Annotated in this window: 9 protein-coding genes; all 9 read right to left on the reverse strand. The window is 41.1% G+C overall.

The window, feature by feature from the left end; translation table 11 throughout:
- Positions 1 to 2: 2 nt before the first annotated feature.
- A complete protein-coding gene (locus G4420_RS00660) occupies positions 3 to 2,552 on the reverse strand; it encodes a glycosyl hydrolase 115 family protein (RefSeq protein ID WP_246241503.1) in 2,550 nt (849 codons plus the stop codon).
- Between the two features lie 849 nt (positions 2,553 to 3,401).
- Positions 3,402 to 5,555, reverse strand: a complete 2,154-nt coding sequence (locus G4420_RS00665; protein ID WP_163321705.1) for an endo-1,4-beta-xylanase — start codon at positions 5,553 to 5,555, stop codon at positions 3,402 to 3,404.
- A gap of 20 nt (positions 5,556 to 5,575) precedes the next feature.
- Positions 5,576 to 6,610 (reverse strand): DUF5627 domain-containing protein, encoded by a 1,035-nt coding sequence (locus G4420_RS00670; protein WP_163321706.1) that lies wholly within the window; start codon positions 6,608 to 6,610, stop codon positions 5,576 to 5,578.
- A 33-nt stretch (positions 6,611 to 6,643) separates the two neighbouring features.
- On the reverse strand, positions 6,644 to 8,422 hold the full coding sequence (locus G4420_RS00675) for a RagB/SusD family nutrient uptake outer membrane protein (protein ID WP_204273554.1): 1,779 nt from the start codon (positions 8,420 to 8,422) through the stop codon (positions 6,644 to 6,646).
- Positions 8,423 to 8,447: 25 nt separating this feature from the next.
- Positions 8,448 to 11,312 (reverse strand): SusC/RagA family TonB-linked outer membrane protein, encoded by a 2,865-nt coding sequence (locus G4420_RS00680; RefSeq protein WP_163321707.1) that lies wholly within the window; start codon positions 11,310 to 11,312, stop codon positions 8,448 to 8,450.
- Between the two features lie 43 nt (positions 11,313 to 11,355).
- A complete protein-coding gene (locus tag G4420_RS00685) occupies positions 11,356 to 13,290 on the reverse strand; it encodes a RagB/SusD family nutrient uptake outer membrane protein (protein WP_163321708.1) in 1,935 nt (644 codons plus the stop codon).
- An 11-nt stretch (positions 13,291 to 13,301) separates the two neighbouring features.
- Positions 13,302 to 16,454, reverse strand: coding sequence for a SusC/RagA family TonB-linked outer membrane protein (locus G4420_RS00690; RefSeq protein ID WP_204273555.1), 3,153 nt, complete (start codon positions 16,452 to 16,454; stop codon positions 13,302 to 13,304).
- 204 nt (positions 16,455 to 16,658) lie between these two features.
- Positions 16,659 to 18,281, reverse strand: a complete 1,623-nt coding sequence (locus G4420_RS00695) for a glycoside hydrolase family 43 protein (RefSeq protein WP_246241504.1) — start codon at positions 18,279 to 18,281, stop codon at positions 16,659 to 16,661.
- Positions 18,282 to 18,701: 420 nt separating this feature from the next.
- A complete protein-coding gene (locus tag G4420_RS00700) occupies positions 18,702 to 22,619 on the reverse strand; it encodes a hybrid sensor histidine kinase/response regulator transcription factor (protein WP_163321710.1) in 3,918 nt (1,305 codons plus the stop codon).
- Positions 22,620 to 22,876: the final 257 nt, after the last annotated feature.

The raw sequence follows: 22,876 nt of genomic DNA on the forward strand, positions 1-22,876 counted from the left end.
CCTTAAAATTTTACTTGTTTACTTTCAGGTGCTCCCAAAAAGCTTGGCTTCAAGCCTCCAGTGTCTATCAGAATTTTCTGCAAAACAATTCCTGGCTCCAGCACACGAAAACGCAAACGGTGCAGGCCTGTTTTTTCTATTTTATGACTTGTAGTAGTTTTAATGATACGATTGGCTTGCCATGGGCCCAATTCGCCCCGGTACGATCCATTAATATTCACCACTTGTTCCGGTCCTTCATCGAACGAAACAGCGTAACGCAATCCTTTATTGGCATTAAAATTTAGTGTTGGAGATACAAGTACTTGAACAGCAAAATCTCCGGTTGATGTAAAATCAACAGCATATTCCAGATACACCTCTTCATTTTGCCCCAGATAAGCATTTTGCGGGAAGGTAGTTACTGCTGAAACTGTTTTCCCGAGATCGGGAATAACTTCCCATTTAATTGTTTCGGTTCCCTTTGCTTTCTGATAGTTTTCGGCTTCAATAGAGACATAACCATCCGCCTCTTTAAATGCCAGTTCTTCATTCAACACTTCGGGTAATACCAGGCGTTCAACAGCTGGCATTTTTGCTTGTCGGGGTTCCTGCCAGTAAGTGTATCCGATACGAACCTGATCCATCATATGGTTCCATTTTCCTCCGGCAATTTGCTGATTGTAATGAACAGTTAGCGCTGAATCTCTTTTAAAACAGTCTTCGACAACATCGGCCCAATAATTGGCTTCAATTTCATTGTTAGCGATCAGCTGTTTGTTTTTAGCCACAGCATAATACATTTCGTACAAATTTGCTGTGGCATTCGTTGGAAACAAAACCAGTTGATCGAAAGCATCTTTGTAAGCATTCGGAATCAGGTTGTAAAGGCGAAGTGCATCATATGTCAGATCGCGATAGTCGTTTCGAACCCGTTCAAATTCATTGTAATTTTCAAGACTGTAGGTTTTTGCATTCAGCAATTCGGGCGTTACTCTATGATTATATTTTGTATACAGATTCAAAATACGCGCTGCCTCGGCGGCATAATTCTCGCCAAACTGCTCGGCACACCAATCAACAATGTATTGATACAGGTTACTTGCATTAAACGCTGTAGGATCCCAGGCCATATCAAGGAAAAAGCTGATGGGATATTCCATCGGTTTCAGGTCGCCTACGTTAACCACCCAAATGCGATCCACTCCGTGGCTGTACGTCAGGTTCATTTGCTCCCAAACCCGCTGTATTTGCGTAACATTTATCCACTTATAATTTCGGGGGCCACCTACATAATCGAAATGATAATACATTCCGAAACCACCTTTGTGTTTTGGTGCATTTACGTCGGGTAATTTGCGCACATCGCCCCAGTTGTCGTCACACAACAAAAGCGTAACATCGTCGGGCACACGCATGCCTTTGTCGTAATAATCCTGCACCTCTTTGTACAAGGCCCAAACCTGTGGTGTTTCTTCCGGCTTTTTACCCGTAATATCGCTGATGATTTTGCGTTGATCTTTTACGATACGTTCCAATAAAGCGATGTTTGTTCCTTCACTCATAGCTTCGTCGCCATCGCCACGCATGCCAACGGTTACAAGCGTTTCATAGTCTTTATTTCGCTCCATTCCTTTGGTCCAGAAATCCGTCAACACTTTCTCATTCTTTGTGTAGTCCCACGCTCCGGTTCCGTATTTATGCCATTCGGCCTGTGCCCGGCCTAAGGGTTCGTGATGCGATGTTCCCATAACAATACCCAACTTGTCGGCCAAAACACCATTCTCGGGGTCGTCGTCGTAAAATGCTTTTCCCCACATTGCAGGCCACATAAAATTTCCACGCAAACGCAGAACAAGCTCAAAAACATGAGCATAAAATTTGTGGTTGATACCTCCGAATTTTTCACGTGCCCAGTTCCCAAGTGCCGGCTCTTCATCGTTTAAGAAAATACCACGGTATTTTACTTTTGGTGATTCCGTTACCCGGCGACCGGTTTTTACGTACAGGGCTTCCTGCTTTTCAACCGGAACATCAGCCCACCAATACCAGGGAGAAACACCCATGTCGCGCGACAGGTTGAGCATGGCATAAATAGTTCCGCGTTTATCGGTTCCTGCTAAAACCAAAGCTTTTTTCACCCCCGGAAAAGGATTTTCAACCACTTGGGTTAAACTACACTCCCACTGACCTTCAATATCAGACGCGTCAATTTTCCCGGAGCGAATTAATTGGTCGATTAATTCGTTTTTTCCCAATGTTCCAACCAAAATTATTTCTTCAGGCAAGGAAGCATTTGCAGCTATAATTGCAGGAGTATGACCGGTTACCAAATTTATGTCGTTTACAAACCATTCTGCTACCGTTTTTACGCCCGAAAAGTCATTCTGTCCAAGTACAACTGAAGCCGGTTGACCATTTTCAAATAGCCCAAAAGATCCTTCTTCTTCTGTAGACGTGATATAATCCATTCTGTTCTGAGCTATTGTATACAACGGTGTAAAAAGTGCAAACTGCACAAAGACCAAACAAACAGTTGCACCACTAAATAGCTCAAATAATTTTTTATTCATTTTATTGGTTTATTTCAGTATTCGTATTGATTCGTCATCTATCTGTTTTGATTAATCAATATTGTGAATGGTCATAATTTTATTACTTCTCTTTTTCAGGTATGTAAATAGTGTACTTTTTCTTCAAAAATAAGACGATGTTCTTTTTTGGATTTTAGTTTTTGAATATTTGATTTCTACTTTTACACATATTTCATCGTTTATGAGCATAAAAAAGCTTCTTAGACGCTTCAATCTAAATATTTGATTATTTCCAATCAATCCAGCATTTCGATAGACGCCCTTTTCCTGGTTCAAAACATTACAGTAATAAATCTTAATCAAACCAGGAGTACTTAACAGTTTCGCCCATCATGATTTATCCGGTTTTGTTCGGATGAAGGTAACGCCTGCTTGAGCTTCAGGAAAAATGAATAAAGTATCAACAGACCTTTCATCAGGGAAAATAATACCTGATTTTATTGTTAATGTGTCTCCGTTTGCAGTGTGATATTTACCGCAAGTGTTTCGTTTCTAAAATTGGCCGTGATAGAATCGGGGCGAGAGGTTTTTTCAAAATCTTTCCTCTGTTTTATACACTGCATAGTTTGAGGATTGGTTGTTGTCGGCTGCACGAAAGAAATGTAAAACAGCAACACAATACAAATATTAGTCGGGTTATGGGTTCTATTTCTTTTCCGGTTTCTTGAACTCGTTTTTACTTTAATTAAGGTTCAGTAGCAAGTGGTTTTAGTCGTATTGTTCAATATCAAAACTCTTCCATTTGCATCAGGTCTGTAGAGTGTAAAAAAGGAAAAAGAGACTGTCTTCAGCAGACAGTCCCTTCACCTAAACTAAACCTATGTGATACTATTCACCAGATAAGCCATCTGCAAATCCGGCATAAGCCGGTTTTCTGTAATAACTCAGATTCCAAAGACCAATTGGTTGGTCGGCTCTCCAAGATGACTCTTTCGGACTATCAAGCGGGCTCCAGGCAGTAATACCATATTGTTGACTTGCCGGGATCAATTCCAGGTACTTCTCAACAACAAACTGATACATTTCAGCCTGAGCTTGCAGGTCTTCCTCCGTTGCATTTGCCGTTGTTACTCCATCGGCAATACCCATATCAAGTTCTGATATTTTTATCAGTTTTCCGGTGGCAGCCAACAGGTTAAACATTTCCACAATCTTATCTTTATCAGAGTTAGTGTTAATGTGCATCTGTGTTCCAATTCCGTCAACACGAGCACCTTTGCTTTCGATATATTCAACGTAAGCAATCAAACCTTTACATTTATCAATATTGTATTCCAGGTTATAATCGTTAATGAATAATTTATCTTCAGAGCTACCGTATTGTACTGCCATATTGAAAGCTTCAACTGCGTAGTCTTTTCCAAGGTAATCTTGCCAGTAGAAATGATCGGCTGGCAAGTTATCATTGCCTATACCGGTTTTTAACTCTGCTGGATTACCATCATCCATTGGTTCATTCACCACATCCCACGCTTTTACGTATCCTTTGGTCACTTCCAGCATTCCGGCAATCCAGCGATCGAGTTCAGCAGTAATGGTGTCTTTCTTTTCTTCAGGTGTCATTTCGATTATCGTAGCACCACCACCATCTTCATTGAACCATTTCACTACAATGTTATCAAAGTAATACGTAGTTGCTGTGGCTCCTAAATTGAAAGCAATTGTTGTACACCCTGACGTATTATCGGCAATCACAGTTTCCTTAACAAAATGAGTCCATTCGTTGGTAAAAGCAACCTGCCCGAAGAAATCCCAGTGCTTATAAGCATAAGGCACTGTATGCGCCTGAGTAGGAACCGAAGCGTTAGCATCAGCTTTTACATCCATTTCAAGGATGTATTTTTGACCTACTTCAGTAGCTTCAGGGAAAGTGAAAAAGAACTGACAGTCCCAATCGTTCGTACGAACCGATTCGTTCACAATCTTTAGTGCTCTGCCATTACCGTCAACGCCTGCTCCATCAGCAGTAAAACTCATTATAGCATTTGAATTCCCCTGGTAATTAGAGGCATTGTCAGATTCGAAGTTGTTTTCAGATACTACATCCCATGTTGGGCCGCCACCTTCAGGGTTAAGCCATTCCACCTTAATATTATCAAATTCGTACGTAGTAACATTATGACCAAGGTTAAATGCAATAGTTGTACACTCTGAAGTACTGGCATCGATCATCGTTTCTACTGAGATCTGGCTCCACTCAGAAGTAGGACTGATAGTTCCGAAGAAATTCCAGTGTTTGTAAGCGCCAGGTGACCGATGTGCCTGAGTCGGATAACTTACACCATCGTTGGCTGCTTTCACATCCATAGTAAGCCTATATTGCTGACCTTCGACAGTTTCCTGAGGAAAAGTTACAAACAATTGCACATTCCAGTCGTTCTCTGTCTTTGACGGGTTTACAATTGAAAGTGCTCGTCCCCCATCATGATCAGAGAAAGTTGAGCTAGCTCCGGCCAACGAGTAGCTGGACGCGTCATCATCCTCGAAATCAATTTCGGTTAAAACTTCCCAGGAAGGACCACCTGTTCCGGGTATTATTATTGGTGCAATAATTCCGTTCAGGTATTCCGCATTTTGGTTGGCATGCCATGCAAGTGTATGTCCATATATGGTAAGGCCTGCTTCTTCAGCAGCAGCAACAAATTTTTCTACTCCTGAAAAGTTCATTGTTCCATTGTTCTGCACAATTGCACCGTGTTTCATTGCATATCCCGCTGTAACTTCATCGAAATTTGAACTGATATGACTATAAACCAACCCTCTTTCGTTATAAGCGTTTAGCGAAACTCCTGCCCCCAATTTAAAATCAGGGCTGGCGCTTCTGTCAACATATGATTTCAACACGTCGTATTCATTCAAATACTCCTGTTGGGTAAGACTTTCCGGTTTATCGACTCTATAATCGAGTAAACTATCATCAACGCAGGATGCCATAAAAAGCACAGAAACGGCACCCAGCAAAAGTTTATTTATGTATTTCATCTTCATCTTGATTTAAGCGATTAGTTTACATTATATGATGGCGAAAATGTTTCCAGTGCAACACCCCGGTCGCGAACAACCAGAATATCACTTGTTGCATAACTTTTGCTTCCCATATCAATGGTATAGTCCAGGTAAAGCGCATTACGATCTTTGTTTCCCCAGCTGTTTTTCTCACCATCGATAACAAAAGAACCACTTCCCGATGCCGTAAATCCTTCAGTTACTGAAGAAATAGTGCATGCATTCTGGTCGTCGAACGTAAGTAGCAAAGTACATGTTACGTTTTCACCGTTTTCATTAACAAGCGGAACCGGGAATTCAACGGTGTTTAACGAGGCAGTAGTTAATGCAACCAACTCGTCATCCTCAACATATTCGGCCTCGCGCGTAACGGTACTGGTTGCTCCGGCATCGGTAATTACATCTTCACCACGACGCAAGTAGTTACCATGCCATGGATTGATGAATTTTACACAGTAAAGTACATAATCTTTGGGTAAAACATCCCAGCTGGTACCATTTCCTCTCACAGCTCCGTCAAACTTTGGAACTCCTGAAAGGATGGAGTCAGCATTTACTACATTAGTCATCCGTAAAGGAATTACGTAGGTGTTGCTCAGTGCATTCGGATCGGCAAAAAATGCATCCGAAAGTTGTACCTCAACACCATCCAGCATTGTTTTATCCAAATAGATCTTATCGGCCGCCAACGAATAGTAGTTGGTTGGCATAGCCTGAACCGGCATCGTAAACTCAGTATCGAAATACAGATTGCTGACCAAGCTATTGTCGACAGTTACATCGATACCAATGGTTTGATCGTTAGCATATACACCACCCATGGTAGCGTATATTTCGCATTTATGTTCGTTATCCAGCGTATTATCGATAATATCTTCGCCAAGCACAATTGTCCTTACCGGATATTGATAGGCAAAATATACGGTGCTGTAGTCAAAATCCGGAAACTCTACATCCTGATTCTCGCAAGACGTGAAAAGCATTGCAAATATTCCGGCTGACACTATCATTAAAAATTTAATCTGTTTCATCTCTTTCAATATTTTCAATTAATATTCAGAAAATTACCAACCTGCATTTTGTTCCAGGTTACTCCATTTCTGTAATTCACCGTAAGGAACTGGTCCGTAATACATGTAATCGGCATAATTTCTCGACTCCACATCAATTGGAGAGTACGTATATGTACCGTTTGGTTCATCGATTTGTATACCACGAGCAGTCTCGTTTAAGTTTGCCACGTTCCAGCGACGTAAATCCCAGAAGCGGTGATTCTCAAAACAAAGCTCTATACGACGTTCGTTTCTGATCAACTGGCGCATTGCATCCTGATCGCCTTTAACAGATTCGAGGTAAGCATCACCATTTTCAAGTCCAATACCTGCTCTTTCGCGGATGGCTTTAATAACATCGTAAGCAGAATACGAGTTTCCGCCATTTCCTGTTGGTCCCCAGGCTTCGTTTGCCGCCTCGGCGTAAGCCAGGAATATTTCGGTATAACGAATACGCGCAGCATAATGCTTTTGATTGGTATCGAACTCAGGATTTGGGTTACAGTCGTAACGCAACAGTTTGCGCAAGTAGTATCCGGTACGGGTCGATAATCCGTTTTCCTTGTTAATTCCATCGTTGTTATCGCCGTAAGTACCGGTAACAATTACATCGCTGTTTGGTCCTTGTGTGCTCTCGTTTACCACAATATAATCGTTTAATCGTGGGTCGCGATTTGCATAAGGATTTTGAGGATCGTAGTTACTTGATGGATCAGTAATCGGATAACCATCAACAGTTGGAAATGCATCAACCAGATTCTGTGTGGGATTCACACGTCCGCTGCCATATAACGACGGAGGAAAGTTATCGGTTTCCAGGTCGTTATTCTGACCGATATCGCCTCTCCAAATAATTTCCTCAGGCGTTGCTCCTGAAGCTAAACCTTCAATTTCGTCAATATTGGCATACCAGGTGTGTCCGTCAGCAGATAAACCGTTAGCTCCGCCAATACGATCCAATACATCGGCAGCAAAGTTTGCGGCATCTTCCCACGATACCGTTGTTCCGGTATTGTAAGCCGGACTTGCGGCCAGTAAAGCAGCCTGTGCACGAACGGCTTCAACAATACGTCCGGTAATACGGCCACGCATATGGTTACCGTTTACACGGTTGTAATCGCCGGCGTTTGTAACTCCTATCGATTGGTATTTTGATGGAATTTCGCCATCAGAAATATCGCCAAAATCCAATGGTAAAAGATCCATTGCAGTATTCGCATCAGCAATAATCTGATCGATACATTCCTGGAATGTATTACGTGGCAGATTAAAGTCTGATTCAGCAGTTTCCGGCTCGGTAACAATTGGTACACCCAATAGTTCCCCTCCTGCAGTCCAACCTCCGTGTGCCTTCAATAGTGCAAACATTTGAACGGCTCTCAGCGCATAAGCTTCACCTTTCAAACGGTCGTTATACATGGTGTTAATCACTTCTTCTTTACTCCAAACCACCTCATCGGTGTTGGCTAGAAACAAGTTAATATACTGAATAGCATTTCTTCTGCCTTGCCATTGCGACATTGGATTAGTACTGGCTGTCCACGATCCGGTAGCCATTGCCAGGTAATCGTTTCCGTTATCGTTGGTTACTGCATCATCTGTTGCCACATCGCTTTGCGGAGCCGACGAATAAGGCAATAATATGTATGCGTTGGCCAAAATACCTTGTGCATATGTAGGCTCGTTGTACATCGCCTCAAGTCCCCTGTTGTTCTCCAACGCCGGCTCGAACATGTCGTCGCAAGCGGTGAACAAAAGTACAAGAACCACTAATTTTATTATATTCTTCATCGTTAAAATTCTTTAGTGTTACTTATTAGAATGTGGCCTTTAAACCAATGTTAAAGAATCGCGTTTGCGGAGCACTGTCAAATTCAAGTTCCAGGATATCTTTTTCCTTTGAAATAGTTAACAGGTTAGCTCCACTTACGTACATTGAGATGTTTTCGAACAAACTGTTTTGAATCACGCTTTGTGGCAAATCATAAGTGATCTGTACTTTCGCCAGGTTAAAACGGTCGGTTTTGTACATCCAGAAATCAGAATTGCGGAAATTGTTACTTCCACTTTCTGTTGTCAGTCGCGGATAAGTAGCTGTAGCTTTTGTTTCTTCCGTCCAACGGTCGAGCACTACTTCCGAGTATTTTCTATCTCCGTAAACCCAGTGGTATGCGTCATTTTTCATAGCATAAGCGCCATAATTTCCGGTACCCAAAGCAAAGAATGTGAAGCCTTTGTATTTGGCTGTAAAGTTTACACCCAAAGTAAGTGGTGCTCCACTCCATCCGGCACGGCCAAGGTATACCTGATCTTTATCGTCGATTATGTTGTCGGCGTTTTGATCCACATATTTGATGTCGCCGGGTTTAACCGTTCCACCAAATTTCTGTTCAGGAGAGCTGGCAACTTCTTCAGCACTCTGGAATAAACCGGCGCTTTCCAATCCCCAAATTCCATCAATTGCTAAACCTTCGCGGTACTGATAATCGTATTCGTAATTTTCGTCGCGTTGTGTAGCTTCGGTAGTATAATAAATACCCGAAACACCCAATGAAAGATCTACTTCGCCAACCTGCTTGTTTACATTCACATTAAAGTCGAATCCAACACGTTTATCGTTGTTGAAGTTCACGTTAGGAATAAATGATGCTTCGGGCCACCAGGTGAAGAAGTAATTAGGGAAAATAGTTGACGGCGTGATCAACAATCCTTCAGTAGAGTTGATAAAGAACGAAGTGTTAACCGTTAAAAGTTTTTCCCAAAGCGAAGCCATCAAAGTAGCCGATACTTCTTTGCGTTTTACAAAATCCAGTTCATCATTTCCTCCTCGTTTCGAGTTGGTTGAGCGTTCCGATGCTCCATCATACCATCCCCACCATGCACCGTTGGCCTGCGTGTAGGTGGCTTCGTACATATAAAAATTCTCAATATCGAGGTCTGAGTTCACAATACTTCCCGACACGTTCAGGCTCAGCTCATCAAATACAGATGAATTGGCCATAAAATCCTCTTCACTTATTTTCCATCCTAAACTTACAGTTGGAGACAGAGCCTGGCGGTTTCCTTCCGGCAGTTTTGCCGAGTGGATTAACGACGCACTAAAATCAGCATAGTACTTTTTCTTGTAATTGTAACCCAACTGCAAACCGGCATTTGCACTGCTTGTGCGGTGATATTGACCAGAGTTTGTAATTTGATAACCCGAGGCAATTAACATCGCATTCAGGTTGTGGGCTGCATTTATTGTTTTGTCGTAAGTAAAATACCCTGAGAATGCAATCGTTTGGTTGCTGGTACTTCCTCCAACGTTTTGCTGACCTGATTTTTCATCATTATTATACTTCGTTATGCCGGCAATAACATCGGTACCGTTATAATCGTACCAGCTTGGTGCATACACAGCATAAGAGTTATTATATGATGTGCTGTACGAAGTAGCATAATCAACAGCAAACTGTGTATGGAATTTTAATCCTTCTGTAATTCCTTTAAGATCGAAATCCAAACCGGTATCAAACTGAAATTGTCGGCTTGTCCATTTGCTGTAACCAGATGCATAATAATCAGCAAATACATTGGTTTGATCCACCTGGGTACCGCCCAGGAAATACTGACCACCAATAATGTTTTCACTTCCGTTTACCAAATTCCACGATTGTTGATCGTTTGGATCGATAAAACTAAGTGGAATTAATGGCGACACCCTGTTTGGTCTCATAATTGATGCGTACGTCCAGTAGTTGTCGGTAATATTATCATTTGCATCACGATCTGTGGCATTTGCACTTCTTGAATTGTAGAAGGTTGCATTTGTATTGATGTATGCACTAATAAAATCATTCAGTTTCAAATCAATATTACCGCGAATATTCAGACGATCGGTAAAATTATCAGCAGCCTCTCCAAAGTCAAGAACATCACCCTGACGGTAGTACCCAATATTGGTATAAAATTTGGCACGTTCGTTACCTCCCAAAATTTCAGTAGAAACATCGGTACGGTTGTAGTACGACTTTAAATAATCTGAAGAATAGAAATCCACGTTCGGGTACCGGTATGGATTACTCCCCGATGCATAATGGTAAATTTCTTCATCACTGTACAAAGGCGACTGACCATCGTTTACACGTGCTTCGTTAAATAGTGTCATGTATTGTGCCGATCCTAAATAAGAAGGATTGCTTTTTGATACATGGAATCCGGTGTTTGCACGCACATTAATTTCAAGAGGTGTGTCCTTACCACGTTTTGTAGAAATTAAAATGGCACCTTTTGCAGCGCGGCTACCATAAAGTACAACTGCAGCAGCCGACTTCAGGAAAGTGATCTGCTCAATCTCAGTTGGCAGCACATTATTGGCGGCACGCGGTATTCCGTCAACCAGCACCAGGTAATCGCCCATGCCCCACAGAGCGTTACCGGTGAAACCACCAATGTAACCCTGCATATTGTCTAAACTATAGGTATTATAGTTCTTTTTGGTTAATTCTTCCAGATCGACCACCGAAACACCACCCAAAATGTCGCTTTGAGCTACCTTACGAAAAGGTACCTGCACTAATGGGTCATCAGTTATAATGATCGTATCCGTTTCATTTCCTGCCGGAGTTTGCGCGTTCATCAAAAACGGAACTACTGCAAACAGGGCAAATAAAATGAATCTCTTTTGTATATGTTTCATTGCTTATTCGATTATAATTACATAATACTTTAACTCAATCTGGCTACCAGCCCGGATTCTGCCCAAACTCCGGATACATAGATACATCCTCAATTTTAAGCGGGAACCAGTAGTGTTTAACTCCAAACTGACGTGTTAAAATGACTTCTTCTCTAAAGTTGGCTACCCTTGCATCTTTTGGATCATTGTTCTCATAGAATTCAAGGTCTTCTACCCGGTCAAACTCTTGAGAAGTTTTTACATTGTAAGGATACTCGGTAAGCAACAACCAACGTTGTAAGTCGTTAAAGCGGAAGCCTTCGAATGAAAGCTCTACAGCACGTTCTCTTCTCACCTCGTCGATGAATTTTTCGCGACTTGCTGTATATGAAGCAGCGACATGTCCGGCTCCGCAACGGTCGCGAAGTGTATTAATCGCATCTTCTGCAGTTTTCGAGAAATTTGAAGCAGAACCTGAAGCACCACCAAAAGCAGCACATGCTTCGGCATACATGGTGTAAATATCGCCTAAGCGCATGTATGGCAGATAGGTATGCAGGTTATAACTCCAGTTATAAGCTCCGTCGTATTTATTTGCAGTATGTGGTACCAGTTTCTGAATCAGATAACCTGTTCGGCTACCATCAGCAGGATTTCTCATGGTTCCGTTTGATGCCAAACCTGTGTAACGCAGGTATTCCATGTCAGCAGGCATTGTGGCGTTCACATATTTAAATCCATCGAAAACAATATCGTGGTAGAAACGTGGGTCACGGTCTTTAAAAGGATATTCAGGATCAAAACCTGATTCCGGATCATCCAACGGTAAACCGTTGGCCATACCATAATTCTTAACGTAATTGGCTGTAGGATGGTGAATGATGTTATCGTGTTCCACCAAACCTTTAACTTTTGGTCCGAAAGTTTTTGTGGTGTTCCAGTTACTACCGTTAAAATCTGTGGAAGGTCCACGGAAAATAGCCTCGGTAGAACCCGGCATTAACCAGTTTTGTCCGGTAGTATAGAACATATCACTATACTTCGTATCAACACCGCTCGATTTTTTGTGATTATAGATATCATCATAATCGAAATCTACCAGCGAATATTGAGTTTGTCCACCTTCAACCAGGCTCAACAACTCACCAAAAGCTTCGGCAGCTTTGCGTGCATAATCCTCGTCGTAGTTATAGGTATTGGCACCACCGGTTTCGGCACCGTTTTTCATTAACGGACTTGCAGCCCACAGGTAGTTCTTACCCAAGTAACCCAAAGCCATAATTTTATTGGCACGTAACTGGTTTTTACCCAGTGTGTTTTTTCCTACAATTGTTTCGTCCCAGTCGATTGGCAGTAAGTTAGCGGCTTTTCTTAAATCGGCTCCGGCTTTATCTGCACATTCCTGGTAACTTAAACGTGGTAAGGTAAGTTTTTCACCTGAAGGTAATACCTGATCAATATATGGAAGGCCACCAAAATATTGCATCATTTCTAAATGCCACCATGCTCTGAAAAAGTAAAGCTGCCCTTCAATAAAATCTTTTTCCTCCTGTGTTGCCACTGTAAGTAAGTCCAGATTCTCGAGGCCCATATTGGCTTTGCGGATACAATACCATGCATGTGCCCATAAACCATGATCAAATTTGTTGGTAGAAGTTGGATTTGCATTATCGTCGTCCAACCATGTTCCGGGATTGTTTTGCCATGCCCAAAAGTTACCAATATCAACCTGGTTAGTCATGTGCCAGCTACCTTCAAGGTTAAACAGCTCATCGTCACCCCAGTTCCACGAGGTAGTCCAGTATTTCTTTTCTTTATCAGGGATACAGTTGTAGATCTCTTCAATATAACCCTGGAAATTGGTAAAATTACTAAACGCTACCTCCTCCGATACGATCGATTCGGGTGCTTTATCCAGGTATTCTTCGCAGGAAAAGAGCCCCAATAACATGATGAACAGTACACCACTCTTCAAAAGCGTCTTATGTATATTTTTCATTGTACTCATAATTATAGTGTAAATCTTATTCCTAAATTATATCGTTTCATAGTTGGGTAAGCTCCCTGTCCTCCCGATCCGGCGAAGTTCGATTCGCGGTCATCAGGCATTTTCGACCATACCCACAAGTTGTTACCATTAACAAATATCTTCAGGGTACGGAAACCAATCGTGTTTATCCAACCACCGTTAACGGTATAGGCTAATTCAGCATTTTTCAATCGAACATACGAACCATCAAATAAGTACTGAGTGCCCGAGTTATAGCTAGGTTCCGATAACCAACGCGGAACAGTTACATCGGCGTCTGGTGTTTCTTGCGACCACCACGTTCCGAAATCATAAACGGTATTCAGCTTGCTTCCAAAACTGGTTAATGGTACGTTACGGGTTACATTGTTTACGCCGTAAAACTGAACAAATGCACTAAAACCTTTCCATTCAACACCAACTGTGGCGTTGTAGGTATTTTGAGGAGCGCCTGCGTATCCATATGGAATACGGTCTTTACTATCGATAATACCATCGGCATTAAAATCGAGGATATAATAATCGCCCGGAACTTTATACGGATCGTTGGTATCATGCATCGGGCTGCCATATAATGCATCGTAGGTATTTAAATAACCTGCATCAACATGAGCCCTTGTTTGTCCAAGGCTATAGCCCGCTTGTTTACGGTAATCTTCGAACAACGCAGGGTCATCTCTTTCCAGAATCTCATTTACTGCATGCGTCATACTCATATCTCCCCACAAACGAACGCCGTTATTTAGTACTTTATTTACACGCACTTGTATTTCGTACCCGTTGGTTTCTACCTCTCCAAGGTTAGCTGTAGGAGGTGTAGGTCCGAAGTAAGAAGGTACTGCACGGTCTCCTCCATTAATAAGGATATCAACACGGTTATCCCGGAAATATTCAACACTACCGGCCAGTAACCCGTCAAAGAAAGCATAGTCCATACCGGCGTTAAACTTTTTAACAGTCTCCCAGCGTACATCAGGGTTTCCAACCGCAGCTTCCCGGTACCAATCGTAAGGGCTACTTCCCTGGTTCAAATCAAGTGATGAGTTTCCGCCATAAGCCCATTGGGTAAGGTACAGATAGCGATCACCGCTGTCATCACCAATTTCACCATACGAAGCTCTTAGTTTTAACATATCAAGGAATTCAAGACTTTCCATAAATGATTCTTCAGAGATCATCCAGCCAATCGCCCCTGAACTAAAGAAGGCAAAGCGATAGTCTATTCCAAATTTTTCCGAGCCGTTATATGCACCATTATACTCTAAGAAATAGCGCGATTTGTAATCATAGGTGGTACGGAATGCCCAGTCTTCGCGGAAAGAAGGGATCATATTTCCTTGTGCACGTTCTTTACGGCTAAACATTCCCATTGTCGTAATACTATGGTTACCAAACTGGCGATCCCAGTTTAAACGCAACTGGTATTCCAGGTTACGTTGTGTTGCATAGTTTTGAACCGAACCGGCAGAAGTATTCCACAGCACACCCTGTTGGAAATCGAATTTATTGTTATTCTCATACTCCTTTTTATAAGTAGCGACGCCGGTTGCAGGATCGATCCATTTTTGCTGAGCGTCGTTAAAAAGGTCGTTAATACCTCTGTTATTCTCCAGAAAAGTATTATCCCACGAAACAGAACCACGGAACTTCAAACCTTTTGTAATAAAATCCAACTCCTGCTCCAGAATGAAGTCGGTATTGATTTGTGTTGTTGTAGAAAGCATGGTTCCTGAAAGCGAAAGGTTTTGCGCCGAATTGGAAACATTGGAGATGTTTGGATAAAATCCCCATGATCCATCAGAATATTGTGGTAAAAACACATCAGGTGCAATGTTATAAGCACCAGCCCACTGCTGCGCAACAGCCCAGTCGCCCGAATTGGTTTGTCCCCAAGGTGTTTTCTTTTGACCGTTAGATCCGGCCAGGTTCAACCTGAAAACGGTTGATTTTGTAAGCTGGAAATCGAGGTTGCTTCGTACGTTAATACGGTTGTAAGCATAACCCGATTCATAGTTACGTCCGTTATCGAAAACATAAAAAAGGTCGCCCTCGTTTGCAAAGTCTGCCGAAGCAAAATACTTAACAAACTTAGTACCTCCCGATACGTTTAAGTTTGCATTGTACGACATGGCATAATCTTTAAACAATACATCCTGCCAGTCGACATTCGGATAACGCTCGGCCTCAGCCAAATCAGCCGGGTAGCGGTATTTTTCAATAATATTTTGCGGAGTCATATATCCCCACGAATCAGGAGAAACACCCAATTCGTGCTCAATAGCATAGTTACGTGCCATTAAAGCATCGTACGAATCCAGTTTGTTAGGAAGTTTCGATGGTACTTTCATGGTCATGTTGGCCGAAACATCAATACGTGCCGATCCTTCTTTACCACGTTTGGTCGTAATAAGGATTACACCGTTTGCACCTTTCACACCAAAAACCGCTGTTGCCGAAGCATCTTTCAGTACCGAAACCGACTCAACTGAGTTCATATCTACTCCGCTCATCGGGCGTTCAACACCATCAACCAAAACCAGCGGGTCGCTGTTGTTCCACGAACTTGCCGAACGAATAATAATTTGCGGATTTTCTTCACCAGGCATACCCGAGCTGTTAATGGTAATTACCCCCGGCAGGTTACCGGTTAATGCCATACCAATATCGGTAACACCAGCTGTACGTTGCAGCACTTCACCTGTTGTTTGGGTAATTGCTCCAACAACACTCTCCTTTTTTTGCTGGCCGTAACCAACAACAATGGTCTCCTCCAGTTGTACGCTCGATGGCGCAAGTACAACCTCCAGTTTAGTTTGGTTAGTAATGTTAATTTCCTGTTGCTCCATTCCTATAAACGAGATCAGCAGGATCTCCTTATCGGTTGGAACTTGCAGCTCAAATTTTCCGTCCAAATCGGTAGGCACACCAATTTGCGTACCTTTAACGATTACTGTAGCACCAATTACCGGATTGTCTTGCTCATCAATAACCGTACCTGTTATGGTTTTGGTATCCTGAGCAAACAACGATAAATTGATAAAAATCCCAAGTATAACTACCAGTGTTTTTATCAAGTAGTTCTTCATCAAAGCTGACAAAGCTTTTTGAGATGATAAATTAATTCTGTGTTTCATTATATTCTCTATTAAATTGACAAAAGAGTTCTAATTTTCATTAGAAGTTGATTTTATTCACTCTGTTTTACACCGTGTTTTAACTAGGGTGAAGAATGAGTGGTCGAATAGAAATAATGAAGGACAGAATGTCCGTAAGTGTTTTTCCTCATAAGATCTAAGTTTTTCATTTATAAATTTGACATTGAATTAAGTGCGTAATTTTTATTGATTAAATTCAAAATTCTTTCCGGAAGCATACATTCCAATTGTTGTCCCGGTAAATCCTCCGGCTCTGGCAGTTGATAAATACGAGGCATCAACTTTATCGGCCAGTAGTTTCCATTCGTCGTCGTCCAGCGCGTAATAGAAACTAAAATCAGTACCATTCGATGTTATTTTCAATTGAACAGGCTCGTCTGCAGCTTCAATGGCTTCTGAGTTAATAACATCAACTGTTGTATCAGTAACCATTTTTACACTGGCGACTTTCTGCTCATTAATTTTCTCCACTACCATTAAATACTGATGCTGTTCGTTTTTCATTAAAAGCATTCCTGCCGACGCCGTTTCGGAACAAGGTTGAAAGTACATTTTAGTGGTACTTTCAAATTTGTGATGCTGCAAACGTCGCCCTACAAAAGCCGGTACCTTTAACTCGTTGGCAGCCACATCTGCACATTTTAATGTAAGAAATCCGGGATTTTCTTTAAGATTGTATAAGCCTGCAGCATTTCCACGAATGGTTAGCCACTCCATTCCCAGTTCGGTGGAGTTAAAATCATCGTTCTTTTCGAAGTTTCCAAAAGTGCCCGAGGAGTCTCTTTTTACACCTTCCATGCGAATAATTCGCGGCACCAATTCATCCTTTTTGGTCATATATGGAAATCCGTCCCGACTCCAGCGAACCGGCATCATAAAAGTTTCGCGCCCCAGGTTTTCGAATTTATTATCGATTGGGCGGCAGGCTAAAAACACCGACCACCATTGTCCGTTATCTTTCTGAATAATATCGGCATGTCCGGCGCAGGTGATTGGTAATTCGCGGATCGGATTGAGATGCTTTTGTGTAAGTATCGGATTTTTATCCCATGGAGTATATTTTCCAAATGACGAATCGCTTTTAAAAATTACCTCGCGGTGATTAACCGAGGTTCCTCCTTCGGCGCACATCAGGTAATAGCTGCCATTAAATTTATACATGTGTGGTCCTTCAATCCATATTGGTTTCTCCGACAGGTCAACACCACCATTTACCAGCATTATACTTTCGCCAATGGTTTTGTCGTTTTCCACATCATACTCAATACCGCGAATGGCACGATGTCCCTCGTAGGTTGAACCTCCATCCGGCTCATCGTTGTTTACTATATACGCTTTGCCGTTGTCATCAAAAAACAACGACGGATCGATACCGTGTACATCAGGTAACCAAATCGGGTCCGACCAGTCGCCGAACGGGTCTTGGGTCTTCACCAAAAAATTACCGCCTTGCATATTGGTGGTAATCATGTAATAAGTTTCGTTATGCGGATTATAACTAATTGCAGGAGCAAAAATTCCGCGCGTTACGCGCTGGCCTTCCAGGGGTAATTGTTCGGCGCGGTTCAGCACATTACCAATCTGCTTCCAGTTTAGCATGTCGGTACTGTGAAAAATTGGAACACCCGGAAAATAGCTAAAAGTAGATGTTACCAGAAAATAATCCTTTCCGTTGGTACAAACGCTTGGATCGGAATACCAACCCGGAAGAATCGGGTTATAATAATAATCATCACCGGGAAGTGGATTATCATTGTAAAAATCATCATTGCCTTTGTAGGTGAAATAATCAAAATTTGCAACCATACTATCGTTGGCAAATTTTGGACTACCGGAACCGGATATGGATTGACAGGAATCAAAAACAAAAACTCCAGCTAACACAAGAGTTATCATCAATATCTGAATGAAATAGTTTAGTTTCATCAAAGTTGTCCAATTAGGTAAATAGTTCTATTCGTAGCAAACAGGTATTTGTCACACCTCCTCTTGTTCAAAAATAGAATCCATTATATGTTGGGGCTTTTAATTTTAGACATTTGATTTTTAAAATGGGACATTCTTGGACACAACACCCCTAACACCCTGACATACAAAACATATGAAACACCTAAAAGATAGATATTCAACAGTTTTATTAGTGACTATTCACCCTAATATCTAAAATTGAAAGGGATAGCTATCATAATACCGGACGAAAATATCCGAAAAAACAAGTAATGAGTGTTATTCCAGTACTCGCGTTGGCGATTTGCCAAAGTGTTTTCTAAAGACGGTACTGAAATAGCCTACACTGCTAAATCCGCATAATTCGCTAACTTCAGTAATGGAGTGTTTCTGGGAAGCTAACAAATCATATGCATGATTTAGCCTTATTGTTCTTATAAATTCGATTGGAGACTGGTCGGTTAAGGACTTTATTTTTTTGTAGAGCAGCGAAGGACTTACATTCATTACTGCAGCAAATTCATTTTTAGAAAAATTCGGATTACCAATATTGTCATTCACCACCTCAATCATCCGTTTTAAAAACTTATCGTTCAGTTCATTTTCCAAAATAACCGGCTCTTTACTTTCGCTGGTCATTTTCAGGGCTTTGTCCCTGATAATTTCGCGGTTTTTAAGAATTGTTTTTATTCGTTGCTGAAGTAAAGTAACATCGAATGGTTTGGTTAAATAATCATCGGCACCTATTCCTAATCCGCGCATTTGTTGTGCTTTTCCTGCCAGTGCAGTTAAAAGAATAATAGGGATATGCGCAGTTAAGAAATTTGATTTTACTTTTTCACACAATTCAAAGCCGTCCATTTTCGGCATCATAATGTCAGAAACAATCAGATCAGGGCTTTGCTTTTGTACAATTTCCCAGGCCTCCTCTCCATCTTCTGCCAGGTAAATATTAAAAAGATCCTGCATGGCCGATTGAAGAAATTCTCTCAGGTAATCGTGATCTTCAACAATTAAAACCGACATTTTACTCCCTCGTTTGTCTACCGCCTGTTTTTCAGTTACAGGGTTAATCATCGACGATTTCATCACATCTTTCTCAACTGGTTTTGAAGGTGCTTCTTTTTTTCTTTCCGAATATTCCTTTGCAATAAACGGGATGGTTACTAAAAATGTGGAACCAACACCAGACTGACTGTAACAAGTAACTTTACCGCCGTGTAGGGAGACATAATTTTTCACCAATAGTAGTCCGATACCCGAGCCAACTATTTTTGAATTGATCGCATTTTCGCCACGGTAATATTCCCTGAATAACATTTTCTGAGCCTTTTTGGTAATTCCAATTCCATGATCCTGAACTTCAAGGGTCCACTTTGTTGCTGCACATCTGAGCTCGATATTTACGCGAGAATCCGGATTTGAATACTTTATGGCGTTAGAAATAAGATTATCGATTACTTTCTGCATCATTCGTTCATCAACAGATGTTTCGAATTTTACGCAATTAGCCTTAAAAACCAGATCAATACCTCTGCTCTTGGCATATGCCTCGAACATCATCACCCGGTCTTTTATTGTTTTAACAATATCAACAAAGTTATAGGCCACCCGTTCCCTACCGATATCTACTTTCTGAAAATCAAGCAATTGTGTTACCACCGTTGACAAGCGATGAACCTGTTCTGTAGCCAGATGAAGATAATTGGAACCTTTATCGCTTAAGCCTGACTCTTTATTCAGTTCTTCTATTGGCCCGTTAACAAGGGTTAAAGATGTACGAATATCGTGTGCTGTATTTGCAAAAAACCTGATCTTCTCTTCTGAATGCTTTTTCTTTAAGCTGTCGATGTAAAAATAAACACCAAAAATACCCAAGCCAGCTACAAAGAAAATTACGAGAAGTGTAAACCAGCTTGTTTTCCAGAACGGAGGAATGATTTTCACTTTTATCTCACGCTCGGCAATTACACCTGTTATAGAGTTATCGACCATTCGTAATCGAATGGTATAGGTTCCGTACGGAATATTTGAGTATGATAAAACCCGGTTATCCACCGGCTTGCTCCATTCCTGATCCAGACCACTAATCTTCCATGAGAACTTCGCTCCGGGCGAAGTAACTCCAAGAGGTATAAGTTCTAAACTTATTGTATTTTGAAAATATTTGAGGCTAATTTCTTTTAGTTCATTAAGAGGGACTTCCGGTTTCAGATCTTCAATATCGCGTATCGATCGTCCTGAAACAGAAATATCCTGAACAAAGATACGGCCTTCTTCCGGGGTAAGCTTTAAATCATTAGGATCGAACATCAAAGCACCTTTATTGGAGCCCAAAACCAAATCGCCATTTTTTAAAATACAATGTGCATCCTGGTTAAAAGAAACATTGCTAAGGTATAACAAGGAGTTAAAAGTTAATATCGTATGGTCAGTTTCATTCAACCGGCATAAGCCCAGCTCCGTACCTATCCAATAATAACCATTTGCGTAATCGATGCTATTCACAAAATTACTTGGGAGTCCATTATCTATTGTATAATTATTTGTAGATTTATTGGTTAAATTATATCGAATTACGCCATTACCATTGGTTCCAATCCAAACTATATCTTCGGAAATATACAGATCAGAAACAACAAAACCTTCGACCAGTACTTCATGAGTCCCCGTACTTTTATCAAAAAGTAACAAGCCGTATGTTGTTCCCATTAATAGTTTATCAGATCCGTATTCTGCAATAATGTAAATCGTATAGTCCGGATAAGAGGTATAGGTGTCGGTGTTGAAATTATAGCGAATCAGATCTCCCCGTACTCCACCAATCCAGATATCGCCCTGCTGATCTTCAACTATATTAAACACAAAATCGCCTGCAAAATCGCCCGGAGTATTTTCATGGCTTAAATGCCTAAGTTCTTTTCCGGAATTCTCATCCAAAATATAAATACCCGATGAGTAAGAACCAGCCCATATTCTTCCATACGAATCCTGGCAAAGTGCCAGAAAAACCTGGGCATGTTGTTCCTTATTATGGTAGAATGATTTCCACTTGTTGGTTTTTGTATTCCAATAGCTTACGCCATTATTGGTGGCAAACCAAAGATTCCCGTTCCGGTCTTCGAGTATACTGTTAACATCATTATTTATTAACGAATTTGCGTTATTGGGCATATGCGATACCTTCGTAACAACAGAGCTGCTTGCCTGGTCAAAAAAGGAAACACCCCCACTATAGGTACAAATCCAAACCCTGTTATTCCGGTCGCAAAATATATCATAAACCCCGTTACCCTTTAAGGAATTCGGGTTATCTGCATCATCTTTATAAACGGCTAGTATTTCCTGGGTGCGCTTATCCATTTCCCAAACGCCCTGTCCGTCAACACCAATCAGCAAGGTTGATGTAGAAATAGGACAAATTGCCTGAACCGGTTGATTGGGAATATTTTCTACAGCAGACAATTCAGCCCCGGTATTCCCTTTTCTCAGGCAATATAAACCATCGCTTAATGTTCCTAACCACAGTGTATTTTCCTTTCGGTCGAACTCAATGTATGAAAAAAACATGTTCAGTCCTTCGGGCAAACTGTAATACACTTCAGAATTCAGGGTATTAATATTAAAAATACCTATGTGTTTTTCAGTGCCATAAAAAAAACGATAATCATCCAACCATTCCAAAAAATGAATGTTCTGGTGATCAAAATAGGTACTCAGACCTTCATTTTTATTGTACCTCAATAAACCGGAGGTACTGGCTTCCCAGATTGTTTCTTCAGAATCAACCAGCATTTTATTCACCACTACATGAGGATCTTCCACTTGTTTGGCGAGGTTGGTTATAATTTCAAACCGATCCTGAATATTATTATAAATAAATAGTTGTCCGTTATTGGTATATACATATAATTTTCCATTGGTATATTCCATCCGAACAGTGATAATGTCTTCGGTGTCGTAAGGGAGTTGGTAGGTTCTGATATCATCTCTGGAATAGCGCACTATTCCAACTTTTGAAGAAATCCAGATAAAACCATCATCATCTTCACAAACCTGGTTGGTTTCGCGAATTGAAATACCGTAGTCTTCGTTCAGGTTGTAGAACTGGTGCGAATTCTTAGCAGAGGTAACACCCGATACACAGGTAAGGAAAATGAAAACAAGCTGAAGAAAATAATATTTTCCGGTATTCATGATTTAGTTTTATTAAAGAGAGGGAATATAGAAATTTAAGAAGAATAAACAAAAACCTGTTTGTCTAATCCTTCTGATTTTAAAGGGCAATACTTTTCTATGGCGTTTGGTTCTGTTACAACATAATGGATTTATAATCCGCAATAAAAATTATTCTATTAAGAAATTAAGCTTTTTAAATAGCGGCTTTGATGAATTGGTATGCGCGATTACCATCTTTTATGCACAACAAATCATCTAATGGTTAAACATAAAAA

This window comes from Draconibacterium mangrovi (assembly GCF_010586825.1).
Lineage (GTDB): Bacteria > Bacteroidota > Bacteroidia > Bacteroidales > Prolixibacteraceae > Draconibacterium > Draconibacterium mangrovi.